At 41.8% G+C, this 23,808-nt stretch carries 20 protein-coding genes; 3 read left to right on the forward strand and 17 right to left on the reverse strand.

What is annotated here, in order from left to right:
* Positions 1 to 20: 20 nt before the first annotated feature.
* The 7 genes from CKV81_RS08825 to CKV81_RS08855 form a co-directional block, all read right to left on the reverse strand.
* Positions 21 to 3,320, reverse strand: coding sequence for a TonB-dependent receptor (locus CKV81_RS08825; RefSeq protein ID WP_095072496.1), 3,300 nt, complete (start codon positions 3,318 to 3,320; stop codon positions 21 to 23).
* A gap of 220 nt (positions 3,321 to 3,540) precedes the next feature.
* Entirely contained in the window at positions 3,541 to 4,404 is an 864-nt protein-coding gene (gene nadC, locus CKV81_RS08830) for a carboxylating nicotinate-nucleotide diphosphorylase (RefSeq protein ID WP_095072499.1), read from the reverse strand.
* A 19-nt stretch (positions 4,405 to 4,423) separates the two neighbouring features.
* Positions 4,424 to 6,022, reverse strand: a complete 1,599-nt coding sequence (gene nadB, locus CKV81_RS08835; RefSeq protein WP_095072501.1) for an L-aspartate oxidase — start codon at positions 6,020 to 6,022, stop codon at positions 4,424 to 4,426.
* 34 nt (positions 6,023 to 6,056) lie between these two features.
* On the reverse strand, positions 6,057 to 6,683 hold the full coding sequence (locus CKV81_RS08840; RefSeq protein ID WP_095072503.1) for an NAD(P)H-dependent oxidoreductase: 627 nt from the start codon (positions 6,681 to 6,683) through the stop codon (positions 6,057 to 6,059).
* A 61-nt stretch (positions 6,684 to 6,744) separates the two neighbouring features.
* Positions 6,745 to 7,227 carry a ribonuclease HI gene (gene rnhA / locus CKV81_RS08845; protein ID WP_095072505.1) on the reverse strand — a complete coding sequence of 161 codons (483 nt, stop codon included), beginning with the start codon at positions 7,225 to 7,227 and terminating at the stop codon, positions 6,745 to 6,747.
* A 9-nt stretch (positions 7,228 to 7,236) separates the two neighbouring features.
* Positions 7,237 to 8,844 carry a replicative DNA helicase gene (gene dnaB, locus CKV81_RS08850; RefSeq protein ID WP_095072507.1) on the reverse strand — a complete coding sequence of 536 codons (1,608 nt, stop codon included), beginning with the start codon at positions 8,842 to 8,844 and terminating at the stop codon, positions 7,237 to 7,239.
* A gap of 321 nt (positions 8,845 to 9,165) precedes the next feature.
* Positions 9,166 to 10,404 (reverse strand): MFS transporter, encoded by a 1,239-nt coding sequence (locus CKV81_RS08855; protein ID WP_095072510.1) that lies wholly within the window; start codon positions 10,402 to 10,404, stop codon positions 9,166 to 9,168.
* A gap of 78 nt (positions 10,405 to 10,482) precedes the next feature.
* Between CKV81_RS08855 and CKV81_RS08860 the strand changes: the two genes are divergently transcribed.
* Positions 10,483 to 10,821 carry a DMT family transporter gene (locus tag CKV81_RS08860; protein WP_095072512.1) on the forward strand — a complete coding sequence of 113 codons (339 nt, stop codon included), beginning with the start codon at positions 10,483 to 10,485 and terminating at the stop codon, positions 10,819 to 10,821.
* Between the two features lie 3 nt (positions 10,822 to 10,824).
* On the opposite strand, the gene CKV81_RS08865 is transcribed toward CKV81_RS08860, so the two are convergent.
* The 3 genes from CKV81_RS08865 to CKV81_RS08875 form a co-directional block, all read right to left on the reverse strand.
* Entirely contained in the window at positions 10,825 to 11,172 is a 348-nt protein-coding gene (locus CKV81_RS08865; RefSeq protein ID WP_095072514.1) for a hypothetical protein, read from the reverse strand.
* A gap of 28 nt (positions 11,173 to 11,200) precedes the next feature.
* Positions 11,201 to 12,706: a GH3 auxin-responsive promoter family protein gene (locus CKV81_RS08870; RefSeq protein ID WP_095072516.1), complete on the reverse strand. Its 1,506-nt coding sequence runs from the start codon at positions 12,704 to 12,706 to the stop codon at positions 11,201 to 11,203.
* Positions 12,707 to 12,804: 98 nt separating this feature from the next.
* The gene (locus tag CKV81_RS08875) at positions 12,805 to 13,197 is read right to left on the reverse strand and encodes a hypothetical protein (protein WP_095072518.1); all 393 of its coding nucleotides are present in this window, start codon (positions 13,195 to 13,197) and stop codon (positions 12,805 to 12,807) included.
* Positions 13,198 to 13,539: 342 nt separating this feature from the next.
* On the opposite strand from CKV81_RS08875, the gene mfd reads away from it, so the two are divergent.
* Positions 13,540 to 16,908, forward strand: coding sequence for a transcription-repair coupling factor (gene mfd / locus CKV81_RS08880; RefSeq protein WP_095072520.1), 3,369 nt, complete (start codon positions 13,540 to 13,542; stop codon positions 16,906 to 16,908).
* A 54-nt stretch (positions 16,909 to 16,962) separates the two neighbouring features.
* Positions 16,963 to 17,526, forward strand: coding sequence for an aminoacyl-tRNA hydrolase (gene pth / locus CKV81_RS08885; RefSeq protein ID WP_095072522.1), 564 nt, complete (start codon positions 16,963 to 16,965; stop codon positions 17,524 to 17,526).
* A 63-nt stretch (positions 17,527 to 17,589) separates the two neighbouring features.
* Here the strand turns inward: pth and CKV81_RS08890 are convergent, their stop codons facing one another.
* The 7 genes from CKV81_RS08890 to CKV81_RS08920 all read right to left on the reverse strand — a co-directional run bounded on the left by CKV81_RS08890 (position 17,590) and on the right by CKV81_RS08920 (position 23,805).
* Positions 17,590 to 18,225, reverse strand: coding sequence for a carbonic anhydrase (locus tag CKV81_RS08890; protein ID WP_095072524.1), 636 nt, complete (start codon positions 18,223 to 18,225; stop codon positions 17,590 to 17,592).
* A gap of 91 nt (positions 18,226 to 18,316) precedes the next feature.
* Positions 18,317 to 19,924, reverse strand: coding sequence for a SulP family inorganic anion transporter (locus tag CKV81_RS08895; protein WP_095072526.1), 1,608 nt, complete (start codon positions 19,922 to 19,924; stop codon positions 18,317 to 18,319).
* Positions 19,925 to 20,069: 145 nt separating this feature from the next.
* Entirely contained in the window at positions 20,070 to 20,369 is a 300-nt protein-coding gene (locus CKV81_RS08900) for a hypothetical protein (RefSeq protein WP_258454092.1), read from the reverse strand.
* 108 nt (positions 20,370 to 20,477) lie between these two features.
* Positions 20,478 to 21,158, reverse strand: a complete 681-nt coding sequence (locus CKV81_RS08905) for a carbonic anhydrase (protein WP_095072530.1) — start codon at positions 21,156 to 21,158, stop codon at positions 20,478 to 20,480.
* Between the two features lie 162 nt (positions 21,159 to 21,320).
* Entirely contained in the window at positions 21,321 to 21,875 is a 555-nt protein-coding gene (locus CKV81_RS08910) for a serine acetyltransferase (protein WP_095072532.1), read from the reverse strand.
* A gap of 74 nt (positions 21,876 to 21,949) precedes the next feature.
* The gene (locus tag CKV81_RS08915) at positions 21,950 to 23,164 is read right to left on the reverse strand and encodes a glycosyltransferase (protein WP_095072534.1); all 1,215 of its coding nucleotides are present in this window, start codon (positions 23,162 to 23,164) and stop codon (positions 21,950 to 21,952) included.
* A gap of 62 nt (positions 23,165 to 23,226) precedes the next feature.
* A complete protein-coding gene (locus CKV81_RS08920) occupies positions 23,227 to 23,805 on the reverse strand; it encodes an acyltransferase (protein WP_095072536.1) in 579 nt (192 codons plus the stop codon).
* Positions 23,806 to 23,808: the final 3 nt, after the last annotated feature.

Here is a 23,808-nt window from a genome sequence, read left to right on the forward strand (position 1 = left end):
AAGAACTTGAACTCAGTGGATTAGAATGAATATTTCATACCGAATGTCGCGCTCCAAGTTGTGGATCTTGAACTTACAGATCTGTAAGGTGAAGTAACCAGATTATTACCGTCTCTTAACATTTGGAAAGTTGGATTGGCACTTACTGAACCAGTTCTTGTAAGGACAGATCTACCGTTTGAAAGTATTTGATCCTGGATTCCCCATTCAGAGTTTAGAAGGTTTCCGAAGTTTACCACGTCAAGAGTTAGAGATAGTTTATGTCCTTTATCAAACATATCTTTGAAAAGATCCTGTGTTAATTTTACATCAAATCTGTTTTTCCAAGGCATTAAGAATGCATTTCTCGGAACAATTTTGCCTCTGTACTCTTCCAGTCCGTTTGCAGTTACAAATTTGTCGAAAGCATCTCTCTGTTGCTGAACAGTGAACAAAACTGCGCCTTTACTGTCTTTGATATCTGTGAAATTGATATCAGAAGTATTGGTAGGAATGTAAAGCAGGTCGCTAGTAATTCCGTCACCATTCACGTCATTAGCATAAATGTAAGAGAATCTACCTTGATTTGCTCCGTTGTAGTAAATACCGATTGTTGTATTTCTGAAGTTGTAGCTTAGAGTACCAACTACACGGTGTGGAATTGCGAAGTCAGAAATTCCAAGAATTTGCTCATTCGGGTTGTCGATAGACGGAAGTCCTGACCAAGATGAGTTAGCAGAAGACCCAGGGTTGCTGGTAATATCTTTCGCATCAGAGTAAGTGTAGAATAATGAACCGGATAATCCGTTCCAAGGCCTCAGGTTTGCACCAAATGTTGCAGAAAATGCATAACCTTTCTGATCGGTATTTGTAAGAACTGTAACGTTATTAGCTCCGATTTTGTTATTATACTGATAAGATGCAAGAGTTGGATAGAACTCACGGTCAGCATAAGTCATTCTTTGACCTGATGCTTTTCTGTTAGCTGCAAACTGGAATACCGCATTTACATCTTTAGTATAAAGGATATCAGATGTCAAAGTGATCGGAGATTCAGGAATTTTGAAATCTACACCAAAGCTTGATCTCCATACAGATGGCATTTTGAAGTTGTCGTCTACCAAAGCAATTGTACTAGGAGTACCTCCACTTGGTGAAGTGATGAAAACATTTTCTGCGCCTGCAGGTACATTTTTCAAATGGTAGTAAATATCTTCCGGGTGGAATCTTACATTCTTAATCCATCCGCTTATAGTGTTATAACCGTTTGGCTCAATAGTATTCTGAAGAACACCGGCATTAGTTGGCATATTAGTTAACCATACGAAAGGTACCCTACCAGTGAAGATACCGGTACCACCTCTGAAGATTAATGAACGGTCTCCAAGTGCGTCAAAGTTGAATCCAAATCTAGGGGATAGCTGGATTTTTGATTTTGGCCACATACCTGAAGAGTAAGTACGCTTGTTTCCGTTGATGTCAAGTAATTCAAGAGCGTCAATAGATGGGTTAGCCGTAAGGTCATTCAGATAGAAAGGTTTTTCAGCTCTTAAACCTAGCGTAAAGTTAAATTTATCAGTTACGGTAATTCTGTCTTGAATGTATGCTGAACCTAGTCCAAAGTTAACTCTTGAATAAGTTTCCTGACCTTCATATGGATAAGTTAGACCAAACATAATTGGAGCGACCTCCTGTGCAGTTCCTGTTTTAAGGAAATCTTCTACAGAAGCATATCTGTAGTAACCAGTACCCATACGTGTATATGAGTTTCCGAATTTTTGTAGCTCGTATGCTAAACCACCTGTGAAAGTGTGTTTTCCTGTGTTGTAAGTAAGGTTATTTGTGAATGACAGGTTATCATTGATCACATCATTAAGGTAAGAGAATAATTCTGTACCAAAACTGATGTAGTTACCACCTGTTGCAGAACCGTCCCAAATGTCTACAAAAGGGAAAAGGTTGCTTGAAGGTGTGGTTCTTGTATCCTGGATTTTAGAATATGTGAATAAGAACTTGTTTGATACTGCAGAGTTGAAGGTTGAGTTCAATTCAGCTGTGAAAGACTGAACTTTGTTTGAAAACGAGTAGTTACCATTCTCGAAAGTCATAGCATTCTCGCTTACCCTGTTCCAAGTAGAACGTGGCTGAGGACCTGAGTTACCATTTGCAACCTGCATTGACGATCCGTCAAGAATGTTATAACGGAAAGCCGCTTTGTGCTTATCGCTGATATTCCAGTCTAATCTTGCCAATAGTTTATCTCCTTTTTGCTCAGCTTCATTTGCGTATCCCTGATATCTACCCGGATCGTATCCCCAAGTATTGATCAAGTGATTTCTCACTGCGATAAGGTCAGATTCTTTAACTCTAGAGATATTTTGAGCAACATTTGCTACACCGTTTTGAGACGCTCTCCAAAGGTTTGCACCTGATGCATTTGCACCTGTAGCAGTTTCTCTTTCAGCACTGATGAAGAAGAATAGTTTATTTTTAGCGATAGGGCCACCAATGGTAAGACCGTTCACAAGTCTAGCACCGCTTACCTTATCGATGTTATTGCCATTGATTTTCCAGCCGTTAAGTTCTTTACCGTTGTAGTATCCGTAAAGTGAACCGTGGAATTTATTGGTTCCTGATTTTGTTACAGCGTTAATCCCAGCACCAGTAAAGCCTGATTGAGTTACATCAAACGGAGCAATGTTTACAGAGATTTCCTGAATTGCATCCAAGGAAATCGGCTGTGAGTTACCGCCAGGAAGTGGGTTAGTAGACAAACCAAAACCGTTGTTAAAATTAGCACCGTCGATTTGTAAATTGTTATACCTCGCATCTCTACCTGCAAAAGAAACACCATTTGCCTGTGGAGTCAGTCTTGTAAATTCCGTGATGCTTCTCGTAGTTTGAGGAAGTTCCTGAATTTGTTTTTGTCCAACGTTCGTTGCTGCACCAGTTTTGTTTTGGTTGGTAGTTGATCTCGCTCCGGTTACTACAACTTCAGCGATATCTTTAGTTTTTACAGACGCACTTGGGTTAAGCACGAAAGGCTGGCCAAGTTCCAAATATACATCATCGTAAACCTCAGCGGATTGACCTGGTCTGCTCACTTCGATTCTGTAAGGGCCACCAACACGCATGTTAGAAATGTTGAATCTTCCTGATTCGTTTGCAACACCTGTGTAAACAGTACCTGACGGAAGGTGTGTTGCGGTTACGGTAGCTCCTGCAGACTGTGTAATTACACCCTGGATGCTACTCGTAGTAACCTGCGCATGTAAAGTTCCATAGCCGCAAAATGCAATCGCAGCAATAAGAACCGACTTTTTTAAAGGACTAAAATTCATATCAATTTATTTATAAAAATTAAATTTTCACGGTGCAAAATTAATTCTAAAAAAGGAAGGCTATATTAACAAAATGTTAATTATTAAAATTTTGTTAATATAGCCTTTTTTCTCTTTGATTTTCAGGTGATTTGTGTTTCAAATCGTGCGTTTAAACTTTGGCAAAGATATTTATTTATTTTTAAAAATATTAAGAAAATTTAATTACATCATAATTTATTTAATCCTTCACGGCCTTCAGGCTAATATCAATATTTTCAGCGGAATGCGTCAGTGCACCCGCAGAAATATAAGTAACGCCGGTAGAAGCCACATCTTTTAACATCTCTCTGGTAATTCCGCCGGAAGCTTCACTTTCACATCTCCCGTTGATGAGTTCTACCGCTTTTTTCATGGTTGGTACGTCCATATTATCGAGCATAATGCGGTCCACTTTTGCATTGATGGCTTCCTTTACCTCGTCCAGATTGCGGGTTTCTACCTCAATTTTCAGTTTCTTTTTATTCTTTTTCAGGTACTCTTTGCACATTTTCACGGCATTGGTGATGCTTCCGTTGTAATCGATATGATTGTCTTTTAGCATGATCATATCATAAAGCCCGTACCGGTGGTTTGTGCCACCACCAATGGCGACTGCCCATTTTTCACAAATCCTGAAATTAGGCGTCGTTTTCCTGGTGTCGAGAAGCTTGGTTTTTGTACCGACCAGACGTGAATCCCAATCGTGCGTCAAAGTTGCAATACCGCTCATACGCTGCATGCAGTTCAAAACCAGTCTTTCGGTTTGGAGGATCGATTGTGCTTTACCGGTAACAATGAACGCAATATCACCAGGTTTTGCAGACTCACCGTCTTTGATCATCACTTCAACCGACATATTTTTATCAAAAGTCTTAAAGATAAATGCCGCCAGTTCCACACCTGCGACGATGCAGTGCTGTTTGATGATGCAGCGCGCTTTCTGCACCAGATCCGCCGGAATGGTGGAAAGTGTTGAATGATCGCCGTCCTGAATATCTTCTTCGAGTGCGGATTTTATAAATTGCTTTAAGGCTTTGTCGGTTACGTATGGTGGTCTTTTCATTGATATCAAAATTAGAGGATTATTCAGCAATCATCAGTGGTTTTGTCGCCAAATCCTTATTATAAAAACTTCCTTTATTTTCGGTCATTTTCAAGGAATGTTTTATAATTAAGTAGCTTATATTCACCAAATTACGAAGCTCTGAAAGTTGTGGCGACAGGATGGAATAATTATAAAGTTCGGTTACGGCTTCGTAAATGTCACGCTGCTTCTTTTTCGCAAGTTCCAGTCTGGTGTTGCTTCTTACTATGGCAACCAAATCGCTCATCAGTTCCTGGAGCTGTTTACGCAGATAAGTTACCATCACCATCTCATCCATCATTTTCATGCCTTCCTCATTCCATTCCGGGATGGCCTTTAAATCATCGAAGTTGAAATTGTTTTCCTTCAGAAGTTCCACAGTTTTCATCGCTGCATTGTGCCCGAATACCAGTCCTTCAAGTAACGAATTGGAAGCCAGTCGGTTCGCGCCGTGAAGCCCCGAATTGGTGCATTCGCCTACGGCAAAAAGATTTTTGATGGAAGACTGCCCGTCCATATCAATATCGATGCCTCCCATCAGATAATGGCACGCCGGAACCACCGGAATCATTTCCGCGAAAGGATCGATGCCTTCCTCGATGCATTTATTGTAGATATTCGGAAAGTGTTCCTTGAATTTCACTTGATCCATCGCGGTACAGTCCAGTCCGACATAATCATCGCCGCTGATGTTCAGTTCGTTATCAATCGCTCTGGCTACGATGTCGCGGGAAGCCAGCTCTTCGCGCTCATCATATTTGTGCATAAATTTTTCACCGTTTTTCAGGCGAAGTTTTGCACCGTCGCCACGAACTGCCTCAGAAATCAGGAACAGCATTCCGTCGCGTTTCGAATACATCGCCGTCGGATGAAACTGGTAATACTGCATATTGGAAACCTTTCCGCGCGCACGGTGCACGAAGGCGATTCCGTCACCGGTCGCAATAATCGGGTTTGTCGTGTTTTTATAGACGTGTCCCGCTCCTCCGGTAGCTACCAAAGTGATTTTCGCGGTCACTTTCTTGATTTTTTTATTCCTTTCATCGAGAATATAGGCGCCGTAACACGCAATTTCCTCAGTGTCCCAGTCTTTTCCGGGAACGTGGTGCTGCGTAAGCAAATCAATCACATAATGGTGATCGAGCATCTCGATATTCGGAGATTTTTTGATGGTTTCCAAAAGGGCGCGCTCAATTTCAAAACCGGTAATATCTTTGTGGTGAACGATGCGGTTTTCGGTATGTCCGCCTTCGCGTCCCAGTTTGTAATCCCCGTCGTTTTCCTGGTCGAAATGTGTTCCCCAATCCACAAGTTCCTGAAATCTCGCCGGACCTTCCCTGATCACCATTTCCACCACGTCGCGCTTGTTTTCGCCGTCGCCGGCGCGCATGGTGTCTTCAATATGTTTCTCAAAATTATCTTTATCAAAGTCGGTCACCACAGCTAACCCGCCCTGTGCATATTTCGTATTGCTCTCATCTTCATCGGCTTTGGTTACGATTATAATGGTTGCGTCCGGCATTTGCTGGGAAACTTTTATCGCGTAAGAAAGTCCGGAGATTCCGGAACCGATGACGAGGACATCAGCTTTAGTCATTTTTTTTTATTTAAAATCAAAGTTAAGAAAGTGATTACAAAAACCTGAACAATTTCTCGTCCGGTTTGCGTACTTTTTTCATGTGCTGAAAGGAATCATCTTCAGCGCGGTAACCTAGAGCCAGCGTCACGTTTACCGATTCTTTTTCAGCATCGAGATTAAGGATTTCTTCAATTTTTTGGGAAATGAAACCTTCCATCGGGCAGCTGTCAACATTTTCCAAAGCGGCTGCAAACATCAGATTTGCCAAAACGATATAACCCTGCTTCTCGTTCCAGGAATGAATTTTATCTTTTTCTACAGAATCTTTGAAAAAGTTGATGCTTTTTCGGAAGGGTTGCAGGCTTTCGGGCTCCACGCCGCGCACTTCGGCGATATGCTTGAAATAGCCGTCGATGTACTGGTCTTCAATATCTTTTTTTGAAGTGATAACGATGAGGTGCGAACAGGTTGAAACTTGAGATTTATTGTAAAAGGCGTCCTGAAGCTGGTTTAAAACCGCATCACTTTCCGCCACATAAATTTTATAGGGTTGAAGGCCGAGCGAACTCGCCGAAAGTTTCCCCGCCAGCAAAATTTGCTTCAGCACATCAGCAGTAATTTTTTCTTTGTTGAATTTTTTTACGGAATATCTTCGTTGAAGGGCTTCGATGTAATTCATCCAACAAATTTACTGAATAAAATTTTTAGCAATTATTGCATTTATAAATTGCGGATACAGGCTAGAACAAACCGCCGGAACTTTGATTTTCAAAACCTTGATCAACTTGCAGGACGGGCAAGTTGCAAGCTGCAACGGCTAATTTGTCACAGATTTCATTTTCCGGATGTCCGGCATGCCCGCGAATCCAGTGGAATTTTGGCCTGTGTTTTTCGAGTAAGGGAATGAGGCGTTGCCACAAATCCGGATTTTTTACATTCCTAAAGCCTTTTTTTATCCAGCCATAAATCCAGTTTTGGTTGATCGCATCGGCTACATATTTACTGTCGGTGTAGATATGCACTTCATTGTCATTGGTTTTCAGTTTTTCTAAAGCGACGATTACCGCAAGCAGTTCCATGCGGTTATTGGTCGTTTTCTGAAAGCCCTGCGAAAACGTTTTCTGATAATTTTCCTGGGGAATGCGCATCAGGATCCCGTAACCGCCTTTTCCGGGGTTACCGCTGCAGGCTCCGTCGGTATAGATTTCTATTTTGTAGCCCAAATCAGATTCTTAAAATGGAAGTGCGTTATCTTCGTCCTCGTCATCAAAATCGTTCATCGATGATCCGGAAAGTCCGGCATAACTTGAGTTGTCCGGTAAGTCGAAAGCTGCGCCCGGCTGTATTGTGGTTTTCAGTCTTTCGAAACCGCTGGGTTCATCTTTCTGTCCAAAATTCGACGGCTGGTAACCAAATCCGCTTCCATATGCTTCCAGATCGGCAAATTTTCCTAAATTTTTGATGAAAGATAGCCTTACATCAGCCGTGGCGCCGTTTCTGTGCTTGGCAATTATGAGCTCTGCCTGGTTTTCAGTGGGTGTTTCTTCGCCCGGCGGATCATTATCCCACTGCGTAATTTTATAATATTCAGGACGAAAGATAAATGATACAATATCAGCATCCTGCTCGATCGCTCCCGATTCCCGCAGATCGGAAAGTTGAGGCCTTTTTCCCGGCCTGTTTTCTACACTTCGGGAAAGCTGCGACAGTGCAATTACCGGTACATTGAGTTCTTTTGCGATGGCTTTGAGTGATCTGGAAATCATCGCGATTTCCTGTTCACGGTTTCCGGCGCCTTTTCCGCCAGAATTTGCGGTCATCAGCTGAAGGTAATCCACCATGATGATTTTCACGCCGTGCTGCATTACCAGCCTTCTGCATTTTGCCCTGAAATCAAACACTGAAAGTGAAGGTGTTTCATCGATATAAAGTGGCGCATTTTCCAGTGCGGAAACGTTGGCGAATAATTTTTCCCAATCTTCGTCAGGCATTTGCCCTTTTCTCAATTTTTCTGAAGAAATGCCGGTTTCTGACGAAATCATCCTCGTTATCAGTTGAACTGAAGCCATTTCCAGCGAGAAAAGTGCAAGCGGAATGTTGTGTTCTACCGCTATGTTTCTCGCCATAGACAGCAGGAATGCCGTTTTACCCATTGCCGGGCGGGCTGCGATGATGATGAGGTCAGAATTTTGCCAGCCGCCGGTTTCTTTGTCCAATGCGGAAAATCCGGACGGAATGCCGGAAAGCCCTTCCTTGTCGCGGAGAGATTTTATGGATTCAATGGCCTGTTTTACAAGGGAATTGGCTGTATCGAAACCTTTTTTGATGGTTCCGTTGGTGATTTCAAAGAATGACTGTTCTGCTTTATCCAAAAGTTCAAAAACGTCGGTAGATTCCTTGTAAGAATTATCAATCACGTTGGCGGAAACATTGATGAGGCTCCTCAAAATATATTTTTCGAGGATGACGCGCACGTGGTATTCGATGTGTGCGGAGGAACTTACTCCCAAAGTCAGTTCAATGATATAATGGTCACCGCCGGCCAGCGACAGTTTTTCTTCCCGTTTAAGTTCTTGAATTACAGTCATCAGGTCCACAGGGTGATTGCCTTCGTACAATTTCAGGATTGCCGAAAAAATCACCTGGTGTCTGGGATCATAAAAAACATCGGGCTGAAGCAGGTCGATGGAATAATCCAGCCCCTTTTTGTCTATTAAGAATGTTCCGATGACCAGTTTTTCAAAATCTACTGCATTGGGCGGCAATTTTCCTTCTGATATGGAGAGTTCCCGCGCAAAATTACCGTGTATGAGAGACGATAAAGTTTCCTTCTGTGCCATAGGGCAAAGATAGAATTTTTGCAGATTGAAATGAATTTATTAATTCACAATAGATGATGTTTTGACTTTAAATTATTGATTATCAGGTCGCGTCTGTGTTAATAAGTTAGGTGGTAGAGATGACGGGGCTTTGACGGGCTGAGACTGACAGTTGCGCCTTGAATGTGAAATAACCTTGCTTAAGCCTAAATTACCCTGAAACGAATTTATAGCCCGGGTTGCAGCGGCATCCTTTTTTGTTTTTCCGGAAAAACAAAAAAGATACAGCGGAAAACCGGCCCGTGCGTCCTGAAAAAAGTAAAAACGCCTTGCTCCTAAAAATCAATAATTCATTTTGCGGAGGCTCGGGAAGTTTTTTCCTACGATTAAAGCGATTAAAAGCGTCATGGTACCGCCAAACACCACCGAACGCACCACGCCGAGGAGTTTTGCTGCGAGGCCACTCTCAAATTGGCCGAGTTCGTTGCTCGACATGATGAAAATGGAATTCACGCTTAAAACCCGGCCACGGATATGTTCCGGGGTTTTCAGCTGCACGATGGTTCCGCGGATGACGACCGAAATGCCGTCTAAAATCCCGCTCAGAACCAGGAAGAAGAACGAGAGCCAGTACCATTTCGAAAGCCCGAACGCAATGATGCAGAGCCCGAAACCGGCCACAGCGAAAAGCAGGATCTTGCCCTGATTTCTCCTCAGTGGAATGAAGCTTAATGTAATGATTACCAGCATGGCGCCAATGTCTGAAGCCGCATTGAGAAAGCCGAACCCTTCAGCGCCGACATTCAGGATATCTTTTGCGAAAACGGGAATCATCGCCACTGCGCCGCCGAATAGAACGGCAAACATATCGAGGAGCAGCGCGCCAAGGATTTCTTTGGTTTTGAAGATATAGGCAACGCCTTCTTTCATGCTTTCTAGCAGTTTGATTTCTTTGCCGGCGTTTTCAGAATAGTGCCTGTTGATGAACCAGAAAAACAGGGAGGCAAACGTCATAATACCGACAATGATAAACAGCGTCCCTGAAATGTTAAACCAATGAATGAAAAATCCGCCCAGCGCGTGGCCTGTAACCGATGCGGTAAGAAAGGTCGCCTGGTTGATGGTAATTGCTGAAGCAAGCTTTTCTGTGCCCACGATTTTTGGAATCATTGAAGGAATGATCGGGCCTAAAAATGCGCGGCAAATCCCGGTAAAAAAGATGGTTCCGTATATGAAATAGGTGAGCTGTTTATTGCTGAAATGATGCAGATCCTTTTCGTAAAATGCTAAAAGCGCCAGAAGCCCGATGAGAAATACATAGCAGTAATTCATGATCAGCAGCAGCCTTTTCTTCTCGGTATTGTCGATGACGTGGCCGGCGTATAATGCTGAACTCAACGCAGGGATGACTTCAGAAAGTCCGATTAGGCCAATTGCGAAAGGATCTTTGGTAAGGTCATAGATCCACCATCCGAGAAGCGTGGCGAGCATCCTGAAAGAAAGGATGAGGAAAAATCTGCCGGTCATCAAATTCCTGAATTCAGAAATCCTGAGTGTTTCGATTGGTTTTGCGGAAATCATTGTGCAAAAATAGGAGTTTCCCACCACGCATCATTCAATATAAAAGCTACTTTCGCCTAAAAATTTATCTTTGCAGCTATGAACTGGATTATTCTGATCATCGCCGGGCTTTTTGAAACCGGTTTTGCAACGTGCCTGGGGAAAGCGCAGGAAACTGAGGGCAGGGAAAGTGTTCTCTGGTGGGTTGGTTTTGCGGCCTGCCTTTTTATTTCGATGTTTATGATGTACAGGGCAATTTCTGTGGGGAATAATCCGATCCCGATTGGTACAGCTTATGCGGTCTGGACGGGGATTGGAGCAGTCGGTGGCGTATTGGCCGGGATTTTTATCTTCAATGAACCGGTGGCCTTTTGGCGGATGTTTTTCGTGTTTACGCTGATTGCTTCTGTGGTGGGTTTGAAGGTGGTGAGTAGCTGAAAATCATTCAACGGTTCGCGGTGCTGTTGTCCACATGATGCCAAATGCTGCAAACAACGCGATACTGGCTCCTAAATAGCTCAAAACTACCGTTCCGCCAGTATTGTTCTTGCGGATTTTTGAAATATTATTTTTGGCCAGTCCAAAATTCTGATTCCCGTGAAATCCTTTGACGGAATCATTTTCCACTGCGGTAATCTTCATTCGTTGTCGCAGACCGTCGTTCGTCCAGATCACGTATTTCACATCTTTTCGTACTGCAGAAAAATCCTGTGGTGATCTCGAAACATCATATTTTACGCTTGCGCAGGAAGTGAAAAGTACCAGTGCCGAAACCAAAAAGTATTTCATCTGAATTTTTCTTTAAAAATAAAAAATCTCAGTGACTAATTTTAAATATTTCCAAAAAATCCCCAATCTTCCTGTCATTCGCCAACCTCGGAATTTTATTTTGGCCGCCGAGTTTGCCTTCAGATTTAGCGTATTCCTGAAATGCATTTTTCTTCAGTTTTGTGATTATTAAAGGCTGTAAAACATTTCCGGAAATCAAATCATCGTAATAGGTGTTGCGTTTCCGCATTTCGTCATCAAGGTTTTTTTTGAAAGCTTCGAAATTTCCGGGTTCTTTTTCAAATTCAATGAACCATTGGTGATAGGGCAGCCCTTCCGCGGGATTGACTTGAGGCGCCAGGTGAAACTCAGTAATCTGAGCTGGAAATTTTTCAACCGTCGCCTTCATCGCTTCTTCCACCTCAAACGCAATCACGTGTTCACCAAATGCCGACGTGAAATGTTTTGTGCGGCCGGAGACTAAAATCCGGTATGGGTCTTTTGAAATAAAACGAACGACATCGCCGATGGAATAAGACCATAGCCCGGAATTCGTGGTGAGAATCAAAGCATAATCTCTGTGAAGTTCCACATCCTTCAATGTGAGGCGCGGTGCATCCGGTTTCCCGTAAAGTTCCAGGGGAATAAATTCGTAAAAAATCCCGTGATTGGTGAGCAGCAATAAGCCCTCCTTGGTATAATCGTCCTGGAATGCAAAAAAACCTTCACTCGCCGGGAAAGTCTGTACCGTATCGACGGGTTTTCCCAGAAGTTCGTTCATCTTTTCACGGTAAGGTTCGAAGTTTACGCCGCCAGTTACGATAAGCTGCAGGTTGGGGAAAAGTTCGGTGATTTTCTTGCCGTTGCGTTCAATCAGTTTTTCAAAATACATGATCAGCCACGGCGGAATCCCCGAAATCAGCGTCATATTTTCCTTTTCAGTTTCCTTTACAATCTCGTCCACTTTGGTCTCCCAGTCCTCGATGAGGTTGGTTTTTAAACTCGGCAGGCGGTTTTTCTGCAAGTAATTTGGGATGTGATGGGCAACAATGCCGGAGAGGCGGCCCGTTTTTATGCCGAATATTTCTTCAAGCTCGGGGCTTCCCTGAAGGAAAATCATTTTCCCGTTTACGAAGTCAGCATTTCCTTTTTGGCTGATATAATGGAACAGCGCGCTTTGAGCCGCCGCAATTTGATACGGCATTCCTTCCCTGGAAATCGGGATATACTTTGCACCGGAAGTTGTGCCGGAGGTTTTGGCAAAATATTCCGGAGTATCGGTCCACAGTATGTTTCGCTGGCCTCTTTTTACCTTCTCGATATAATGTTTTATGCCTTCATAATCCGAGATCGGCACCCTGTTCTGGTAATCTTCAACCGAGGTTATTTCCTCAAAACGGTGTTCTCTTCCGAAGAGTGTTTTTTCTGCGGTCTTTACAAGCTGAAGCAGGAGCTTTTGCTGGTCTTCAACAGCATTTTTCTTGTAGTTTTCACTCTGCTTTACATGGTTTTTTGCCCAAACTTTAGCGGCAGTCTTTTTTAGGAAGTTCAGCATGATGCAAATGTAATGTTTTTAAAATGCGGATTTCTTTACGAATCAAAAAAAACTGCTCCGGTGCTGAAGCAGTTTTTTATTAGAGCGTTAATGTTTTTCTATCGTGTGGCATTGGCCGTCCAGGTTCGTCCGCCGCTCATATAAAACATTTCAAGTTTACCACTGGTAATTCTGATATATGAAGTTGCGGTAGAGCCAATCATTACCAACGCATTGTCTCCTTTTTTCTCAAATTCAATTCCGTTAAGTGCGGGAATACTGTTCGAAAAAGTGAAATTGTACTTTGTGCCGCTGGCGATTTTCGTTACAAAAACGCTACCGTTATCGGTACTGATATTAGTGGATCCGCCATCTCGGTAAGACACCGAGCCTTTGTAGGTTCCTGCAAAAAAATCATTATCCGCAGGATCATCATCTCTGCTGCATGAACCTAAGCTGATAAGTGAAAAGAACATCAGTAAAAGCCCTAAAATTTTAAAATAATTTTTCATAATACTTTATTTTACTGGAAAACCTGCCATCAAAAATAGTGCTTGCTTTACGATACAATGGAAATAATGAAACGTATAAGGAAAATTATAAAATAAAACTTCGCCCCAAATGAGGCGAAGCAGAGAGTCATTTATTAACTTAAAATACTTTGTTTAGCATTCAGTACTTTTCTATTTGCAAATCACGTGCTATAAGTTGCTGTTTTATAATACTTTTAACATATTTGTGATGATTTTATTATTTCCATCGGCAATGTTAACAGCCATTAATTGTATTTTTGCATCAAGTTACGGTTCCGGAGACATCTGAAACCGCTTTTCTGTTTTGTATAAATTGAATAAATGCAGTTAAAAAATATCAGCGAAACGCTTTTGCCCGAACTTTTGAAAAGGAATTTCGGCTACGAAATCTTTAATGAGCTTGAAAACAGCCAAAGCATTTCTGTAAAAGGTTTTGCGGGATCGGCGCCATCAGTTTTTGCGGCGGAACTATTTTTAATTCAGAAAAAGCCGGTTCTCTTTCTTTTAAATGATAAGGAAGAAGGGCTGTATGCAACTTCTGAACTTGAGGAACTCTTAGGTAAGGAAAATGTGCTTTACTTTCCGCCGTCGCATCTGGAGCCTTACCAGATCGAGAAAGTGCAGAATGCAAATCTGGTCTTGAGGACCGAGGTTCTGAACCGTTTAAACTCTGAAACCCAACCCAAAGTGATTGTAGCGCCGTTTGCGGCACTGAGCGAGAAAGTTCTCAAAAAAGAAGATTTCAAAGCTATTTCGCACCATATAAAAGTTGGCGATACGCTGGATTTTGATTTTGTGGATGAGCTTCTGACGCACTATCAGTTCCACCAAACTGATTTTGTTTCCGAACCCGGCGAATTTTCTGTGCGTGGCGGGATTGTGGACGTATTTTCTTATTCCAATGAAGAACCGTACCGAATTACATTTTTTGGCAGCGAGGTGGAAAGCATTAAAACTTTTGATATAGAAACCCAGCTTTCGAAACAGAAAATTGATGAATTCCAGTTGGTTTCCAATATGAATTTTACAGTTTCAGGAAGTAAAGTTCCATTTTTTGACCTGATGAATAATGACAGCATCATTGTGGCGAGAAATGCGTTCCTTGGTGAAAAGAAGATCCGTGATTTTTACGAAAAAGCTGAAGAAAACTTTTTAAAATTAAGCAGAGAGCTCAAACATCAGACGCCGCAGGAACTTTTTATTTCGGAAGAAATATTACACCAGAATCTTCAGAAATTTAAGTTTGTTGATTTTACGGCACAGGCACTTTCGGGCTTAAATTTGAAAACGGTTCAGCTCAGCCAGACCGCACAGCCAAGTTTTCATAAAAATTTTGAGCTCCTCGCTGAAGATTTAAATAACAAAAAAAAGGAAGGCTACGAAACATGGATTTCCTTTTCATCCGAAAAGCAAAAGGAACGGCTTGAAAGTATTCTGGAAGAAATCAGTACCGAGACAGATTTCAGGTCCTTCAAATCGGAGCTTCATGAAGGCTTTGTTGATGCTCAACTAAAAATATCGGTTTATACAGATCATCAGATTTTTGACCGTTATCAGCGTTTTCAGGCGAAGAACGCGTTTGCAAAATCGGAACAGTTGACCCTGAAAGATCTAATGTCGCTGAAGATCGGCGATTACATCACGCATATCGACCACGGTATCGGGAAATTTATGGGTTTGGTAAAAGTGAACAACGATGGAAAGGTGCAGGAATGCTTCAAACTGGTTTATAAAAATCAGGATTTGTTGTATGTTTCCATTCACTCGCTTCATAAAATTTCAAAATATAACGGTCCGGAAGGCCGGGAAATCGTCTTGTCGAAACTCGGCTCGCCAGCCTGGAAATCTTTAAAACAAAAAACTAAGGCGAAAGTCAAGCAGATTGCTTTCGACCTCATCAAGCTTTATTCCCAAAGAAAATCCGCGAAGGGATTTGCCTTCACACCGGATTCTTACCTTCAAAACGAACTGGAAGCCAGCTTCATTTACGAAGATACGCCTGACCAGGAAAAGGCAACGATTGATGTTAAAAAAGACATGGAAGCACCAACCGTAATGGACCGTTTGGTGTGCGGTGACGTAGGTTTTGGAAAGACGGAAGTTGCGATTCGTGCAGCGTTCAAGGCGGCAACGGACGGCAAACAGGTGGCGGTTTTGGTGCCGACTACCATTTTGGCGTTTCAGCATTACAGAAGTTTTAAAGAGAGGCTAAAAGATTTCCCGGTGAACATCTCTTACCTCAACCGTTTCCGTACTGCAAAACAGAAATCTGAAACGAAGGAGGGACTGAAAAACGGTATAATTGACATCGTCATCGGAACACATCAGCTTGTAGGAAAAGACATTGAATTTAAGGATCTTGGGCTATTAATCATTGATGAAGAGCACAAATTTGGCGTAAATGTGAAAGACAAACTCAAGACTCTAAAAAATAATATTGATACGCTGACGCTTACTGCGACGCCCATTCCGAGGACTTTGCAGTTTTCGCTGATGGCTGCCCGGGATTTATCGGTGATCAAGACGCCGCCGCCAAACCGGCAGCCGGTGGACACGCAGGTGATTGGTTTTAATGAAGAAATCATCCGCGATGCTGTGGCTTACGAACTTCATCGGGACGGGCAGGTTTATTTCATCAATAACAGAATTGAAAACTTAAAGGACATTGCAGGGCTGATTCAGCGGTTGGTTCCCGATGCACGGGTAATTACCGGGCATGGACAAATGGAAGGCAAGCAACTGGAGCAGAATGTTCTGGATTTTATGGAAGGAAAATACGATGTGCTGGTTTCCACGACGATTGTGGAATCTGGTGTTGATGTTCCGAATGCCAATACGATTTTCATCAATGATGCGCAGAAATTCGGGATGGCCGATTTGCATCAAATGCGCGGAAGGGTAGGTCGCAGCAACCGGAAAGCCTTCTGCTATCTCATTACGCCGCCTTATGATTTGATGACTTCCGATGCGCGGAAACGCCTGGAGGCCATTGAACAGTTTTCTGATCTGGGAAGCGGTTTCCAGATTGCGATGAAAGATCTGGAAATACGCGGTGCCGGCGATCTGCTGGGTGCGGAACAGAGCGGCTTCATCAACGAAATGGGTTTTGAAACCTATCAGAAAATTATGCAGGAAGCCCTTGAAGAGTTGCAGAATGATGAAGAATTTGAAAATCTTTTTGATAACGAAGAGGAGCGCAAAAAGCTCATCACCACGACAAAAGACGTAAATATCGACACCGATATGGAGCTGATGCTGCCTGACTCTTATGTTCAAAGCACAGAGGAACGCCTGACGCTTTACCAAAAGCTGGCAGAAATACCCAACGAAAACGAACTGCAAAGGTTTGAAAATCAACTGACCGACCGTTTCGGAGAACTCCCAAAAGAAGCGAAGAATCTTCTGAAGTCTGTAGAGCTGAAATGGCTGGCTGCAGAAATTGGTTTTGAAAAAATTGTTGTGAAAAACGGTATATTTCTGGGATATTTCCCGGCAAATCCGCAGGATAAATTTTATTCGGGAGACAAATTCAAACAGATTATTTCATATTTAAACCAAAATCCGACAGAAGCTACACTGAAAGAAAAGAATAACCAACTGCTGATGCGCAAAGAGAAAGTGCAAAATGTGGATGAGGTAAACGGTGTGCTGGTAAGGATTCTGGATTTTGAGAGAAATGTCAGCAAGTAGAAAACTGCTGGAATTAAAGCCCATTTTTTAAATTTTACTTTATTACACATCATCATGAAATACCTCATCATCGGGCTCGGCAATAAAGGCGAAGAATACACAGAAACCCGACACAATATTGGTTTTAAAGTTGCTGAAAAAATTGCTGAAACCATTGAAGCATCCTTCAAATCCGCCAATTTCGGTTGGCTTGCTGACGGAAAATATAAAGGACGCAGAGTCCTGATTCTGAAACCGGACACTTATATGAACCTTTCCGGGAAAGCCATCAAATTCTGGGTGCAGAAGGAAAATATTCCTTTAGAAAATATCATGGTGATTACCGATGATCTGGCACTCCCGTTCGGAACTTTAAGAATGAAAATGAAAGGATCTGATGCGGGACACAACGGTTTGAAAAGTATACAGGAAGAGCTTCAGACGCAGAATTATCCCAGATTGCGATTCGGAATTTCCGCGGATTTTTCCGAAGGAAGACAAGTGGATTATGTTCTTGGAAAATGGAATGATGAGGAAAAAGAAAAACTTCCCGAAAGAATCGAGAAGTTTTCCAAAGCCTGTCTTTCTTTTGTTTTTGCGGGAATTCAGAATACGATGTCTGCTTTTAACGGGAAATAAAAACCGAATGCTCATAAGAACATCCGGCTTCATAAAAACTATAGGAGATGAATAAAGTTTCTCTTATAACCAGGTTACAACACCTGTCTCTACATCATAGTTTGCACCCACAATCTTAATTTTTCCTTCTTTTTCAAGTTTTCTTAAAGTAGAACTTTGATGACGGATATCTTCCATCGTTTTTTTGATATTGCAAACGTTCAGTCTTTCCAGAAGGTCCTCATTTTTGGATGAGCGTTCTTCGCCATCTTTAATTACATTATTAATACATTCATCAAAATGGTAAATCAAATGGTTGAGGTTATCCATTCCCAATTCTTCGATTTTTGCTGCATCAAGTCCGCCTTTCAAAGCGCCACATTTGCTGTGTCCCAGAACAACAACCAATTTTGAGCCGGCAACATTGCAGCCAAATTCCATAGAGCCTACAATATCCTGATTTGCAAAATTACCAGCAATTCTAATGGAAAAAATATCTCCTAAGCCCTGGTCGAAAATGAGTTCCGCAGAAGTACGGCTGTCAATACAGCTCAAAATCACTGCGAATGGCCATTGTCCTTCGCGAGTATCATTCACTTGCTCCAAAAGGTTCCTGTTCACTTTAAGGTTTCCTACGAAACGGTCGTTTCCTTCCTTTAAGAATTGTAGCGCTTTTTCCGGCGTAATTGTAGCTTGGGTTTCTAATGTATGTGCTTTCATATATTTTAGATATTAGGTATTAGATTTTAGTTTCTGATGTTTTTAAATTTTATTTGAATTGAATTTTTAATGATTGACCGTTCACAGTTAATTACATCGCTCTTCTGTGATTAATGCTAATGTGAGAATGCTGGTCTGAAGCGTAATCGTTATAATTGGTTCTAAAACCTATAAGTTCAACATGGATATCTTCTTCTTTTGATCTTATATTGGCAAAATCCTGAATCATTTCCAGAACATCGGTGGTGATATAGGAAGTTCCTTTGGCATCGATAATTACTTTTGAATTCGGCTGAATATTTTTCAACGTTTTTTTTATAGCAGCTTTATTCAGGAAGGATACTTCTTCAGCTAATTTTACTGTTACAGAATCTGCACCTTCAAGTTCTTCTTTGCTGAAATAATACGCACGTTTCATATTTCCCTGCAGAATATAGAAAATAGCGATGGCCAAACCAATTCCAACTCCTGTTAACAAATCTGTGAAAACTACCGCTAAAATTGTTGCCAAGAAGGGAACGTACTGAAACTTCCCTTTTGCCAGGAAATTTTTTATTTTTTCCGGACTTGCCAGTTTATAACCTACCAACAGAAGCACTGCTGCCAAAGTCGCCAATGGAATTTTGTTCAAAATCACCGGAATTGCCAGTACACAAACTAACAGAAGAACACCATGGATAATGGTGGAAGCTTTTGAAGTTGCACCGGCATTAGCGTTTGCGGAACTCCTTACTACAACTGAAGTAATTGGAAGTCCACCAATTAAAGAACTTACGATATTTCCAATTCCCTGGGCACGAAGTTCATTATTCGTGTCGGTAATTCTGCGTTGAGAATCCAGTCGGTCCGAAGCTTCGATACATAATAAAGTCTCAATTGAAGCAACAATGGCGATCGTTCCACCAATAATCCAAACTTTTGGATTCATAAATCCCGAAAAATCGGGCATGGTAATTAATGCTTTAAATTCTTCAGCAGTTTGCGGAGCCGGAAGCGTAACCAAATGTTCCGGCATAATTGCCAAAGAACTTCCTGTCATTTTAAAAATTTCGTTGGACAGAATTCCTACTGCTACAGCAACCAAAGCTCCCGGCAAAAGTTTTATTTTTTTAAGGGCAGGAACTTTGTCCCATGCAATTAAAATTGCCAGAGAAATCGCTGTCACTACAATAGCTCCCGGATGAAGCGACGCTATAACATTGGAAACGTACTGTAAGATTGTTGAGGAATTGTAGCCGTTTTCGAAAACCCTTTCGCTACTGAAAGAATCAGCATCATAACCCAAAGCGTGAGGAATTTGCTTAATAATAATAATTAAACCGATTCCGGCCAACATTCCTTCAATTACAGAGTTCGGGAAATAATTGGAAATACTTCCGGCTCTTAGAAATCCCAAAATCAGCTGTAATACTCCGGCGATTAATCCTGCACAAAGAAACAGTTCGAATGCGCCCAATTCGGTAATTCCCGATAAAACAATAGCAGCTAAACCTGCAGCCGGACCTGAAACAGAAATATTAGAGTTGGAGAAAAATCCGATCACAATTCCTCCAATAATCCCTGCGATAATTCCGGATAGCGGCGGTGCTCCGGAAGCTAAGGCAATTCCTAAACACAGTGGAAGTGCAACTAAGAAGACAACAACTCCCGATGGGAGATTTTCTTTTATTCCGCCGAATAAACTTTTTGCTTTTTTCATTTTTAAACATAGAGTTTTATGATGCAAACACTTGATTTGTAGTTTTTAAAGCATTTGCAAAGTTGAATTTAAACTGATAAACAAGTTGAGATATTGACTTCTTCGATTTGAAAAAGACATAATTATCCCTGCTGAAATTTAACAGTTAAGCTTCTGGAGGCGGAGAAAATATCAGAAGATAAGGCGAAATATGACTGGAATCGTCAGTTAAAACGAACGCCTTTTGATCGGAAGTAGTTTCAAAGAATTTGATGAAATCGTGGACGTTCATTGTCTTCGGAATTGTTTTTTCGTAAACAATTGAAACCGATGAAGAATGTGTTTCTTCCTCAGAAAGTACAACATTAGTCTGCGGAATTTCAAAATCGAAAACTGTAGCAATACTTGGTAAAGCCATAAAGTTGACGAATATCAACAAAACCAATATGCTCCAAAATTTCTTCAAAAAAATTTTTCTTTTGAGGGTGCAAATATAACAAGAATTTCTAAAAAACAAGTTTAATTATAGATTTTATCTAAACTTTAACAAAAATTTAATATTGCAAATCTATAATTAGTGAACGTTTTTATTGTTGGTTCTGCTCATCACCCATTCAGAATTAGTAAGGTCGTACACTTTCTGGATGTCCTTCAGGACTTCTTCGAAATCGATATTAAGATCGAGCAACTCCCCGGTTTTCATATCGAAAACCCAACCGTGAACGATAGGATAATCATCTACTATATAACGTTCCTGAACGCTGGCCATTTTGATGATATTGATGCACTGTTCCTGCACATTCAGTTCTACAAGGCGGTTGTATCGCTGCTGCTCGTCTTCGATCGCATCCAGTTCTTTCTGATGAATCCTGTAAACATCACGAATCAGCCGAAGCCATGGATTGAGAAGCCCGAGGTCATCAGGAGTCATTGCTGCTTTCACACCGCCGCAGCCGTAATGCCCGCAAACGATGATGTGCTTTACTTTCAGGTGGCGAACAGCATATTCAATCACCGCGGTGGAGTTCATATCGAGTGTATTCACCACGTTGGCGATATTTCTGTGTACGAAAACTTCACCGGGCTTCAGGCCCATAAGTTCTTCGGCGGTAGCCCGTGAATCAGAGCATCCGATGTACAGATACTCCGGCTTCTGGCCTTCTGCAAGTTTATTGAAAAAATCAGCGTCTTCGCCCAATTTTTCAGCGATCCATTTTTTATTGTTTTCGAAGATGGTTTCGTAGGTTTTGCTCATTGGATAACTTAGTGGTTTAGTGGTTTAGTGATAAGTGGTTTAGTGGTTTAGTGTTTAGTGGTTTAGTAATTTAGTGGTTTGGTGGTTTAATATTGCCTCGCCAGTGATTTATAACTGTAATGCGTCATTTCTAATTTATCAATCATCAATCAATAATCATCATTATACCTTATTATTAATATACCCTTCGGTGGCGTTTTCTTTGGCGATGATTTGTGCAGGATTTCCCATCGCTATAGAATTTCCGGGGACATCGAAATTTACGTAGGCATTTGGAGCAATCAGCACATTGTTGCCAATGCGTATTTTGCCGACAACAACCGCGTTTGGTCCGATCCAGACCTCATTGCCGATTTCGGGAACGCCTTCGTTTTTTCCGCGGTTGGCCTGGCCAATTGTTACGCCTTGTGCAATATTGCAGTTTTTTCCGATTTTCGCTTTCGGGTTGATTACCAGGTGACCCCAGTGGCCAAGATACAGTCCTTCCCCGATTTCTGTTTCGGGATAAATCTGAAATCCATATTTGATCTGATGATGGCGGAGTATCATTCGCCAAAACATCCCTTTAAAAGATTTCCTGGGATACTGCTGGCTTTTCCTCAGCAGGTAGGTGAAGTGCAGGTTCGGATTGGCGCATTTGGCCCAAATTTCTGTGGTAGACAGCCATTTGCCGCTTTCTCTGAAGAAGTCTTTCTGTATGATGCTTTTGCCGGACATTTAGACAAAGATAAAATTTATCTCCCGCAGATTGCACAGATTTTACGCAGATTTTTTTCGCTGGTTTTATAACCTTAGAGTTTGTCGATGATTTCAATTATTTTATTGACTGAATTTTGCAGGTTGAACGGCATTTGGTAATCTATAAGTGCGGCCCGATATTTTGAAAAATTTTCAGGGTGTTTAAGCGCCTGCTTCATGCCTTCATAAATGCCTTCTTCGGAATTATCAACAATAAGTCCCAGCTTTCCGTCTTCCAGCATTTCGCGCACTCCGGAAACATCCGTGGCAATGATGTTCTTTTTCAGGGTAATGGCTTCAAACAAAACCGTGGGGAAACCTTCGTAACGCGAACTCAAGACATAGAAATCAGCATTTTTAAAATGAGGATAAGGATTGTCGGTAAAGCCGGTCATTTCAGCCGTTTCTTCTACGTGAAGTTCTTTTCTTAGATTTTTAATATTTTCAAAATCATAACCGTCGCCCACAATTTTGATTCTGTGGCTGAACCCTTCATCCAAAAGTTTCTTGTGAACTTTGAGCAGCCGGTCGAAGCCTTTTTGCGGAAAAACCGTTCCCACCGAAACGAAGACTGGTTGCTGGTTGCTGGTTTCTGGTTGTTGGTCTTGGCTCCTGACTCTTGGTTCTTGGCTCTTTCTAAGAATTTCCTCCGTATCCAAAGGGTTGTAAACTCGGACTATACGGCTTTTTTCGTCCTCAGTCCTGGCGAGTGATTCAAAATCTTTCTGAATGTGTTCGGAAATGACCAAAATTTTATCAAAACCGAAGAACTTGCGGATTTCATCATCGGTATAATTGTGGAAATGGGTTTTGCGGAGATCATTGTGAATCCAGACGATTTTTTTGGAAGATTTCAGCGGCGAATTCAAAATCTCATCCCTGAAGCCGTGGATGGCGGCAAACTCAACATCATATTTTTTATTACTTAAAATTTTAGAATACAACAATTTCGGAAACTTCTTCAAAAGACTCTGATAAATTACTCGAAACGCCTTTTTTGGAATGTCCTGCGGACGGTTGGTGGTAATCATTACGCCTTTGTTGAGGTAAAGAACGTTGATCCAGGACGGAACTTCCGGCAGGTATTTTCCGCTGTAAAGATTCAGCAATAGGTCTATTTCATATTTATGGGGCGGCAGGTTTTTCAGAAAGGTCACCAGCACTTTTTCTGCGCCGCCATGACGCAGGGAACCGATACGGATGAGGATTTTCTTTTTTTTCCTGATCCTATCAGAATCTTTTTCATACTGTTTTAATGCTTTATCCATGCTTTATCCATGCTTTATCCATGCTTCATCTATACACTATGTACCCTTTATGTACTCTTTATCTACCCTTTATCTTTTGGCAGTCGTACAGGTTTGTAGGTGTGCGGCAGATTTTTTTTGATGTATGCATCGAGCTGCGGACGGTTTTTTTCGAGTTCGCGGGGATACATTACGTTGTTTCTAAGTGCTTTATCGCCGTATTCATCAATGGTACAGATGAATTTTGCGGGGACTCCGGCGTAAACGGAATTTGCAGGCATGGAGGAGCTTAAGACAGAACCTGCGCCCAGAATACAGTTGTCGCCAATTTCCACACCGGGAAGGATCGTGCAGTTGTTGCCGATGAAACAGTTTTTTCCGATTTTAATCCTGCCGAAATTTCTCGCATCAGCATATTTTTCCATCGAGCGGATTACGTACATCGCGCCGTCATGATTGATGAACGTGCAGTTTGCCGTAATTTTCGTGCGGTCTCCAATTTCAATCAGATAAGGTTCCGAACCGAATTTGGGTGCTTCGATGAAAATCACGCCCTGTCCAACTTTCAAACCGCGCGCTTTGCAAACCTCGATGTAGGCTTTATCATAAAAGTTTCGACAGAGTGTGTGCAGTTTCAGAAAAAGCCGGTAAAGGAAATTCATCGG

The organism is Chryseobacterium taklimakanense (assembly GCF_900187185.1).
GTDB classification, from domain to species: Bacteria; Bacteroidota; Bacteroidia; order Flavobacteriales; family Weeksellaceae; genus Planobacterium; species Planobacterium taklimakanense.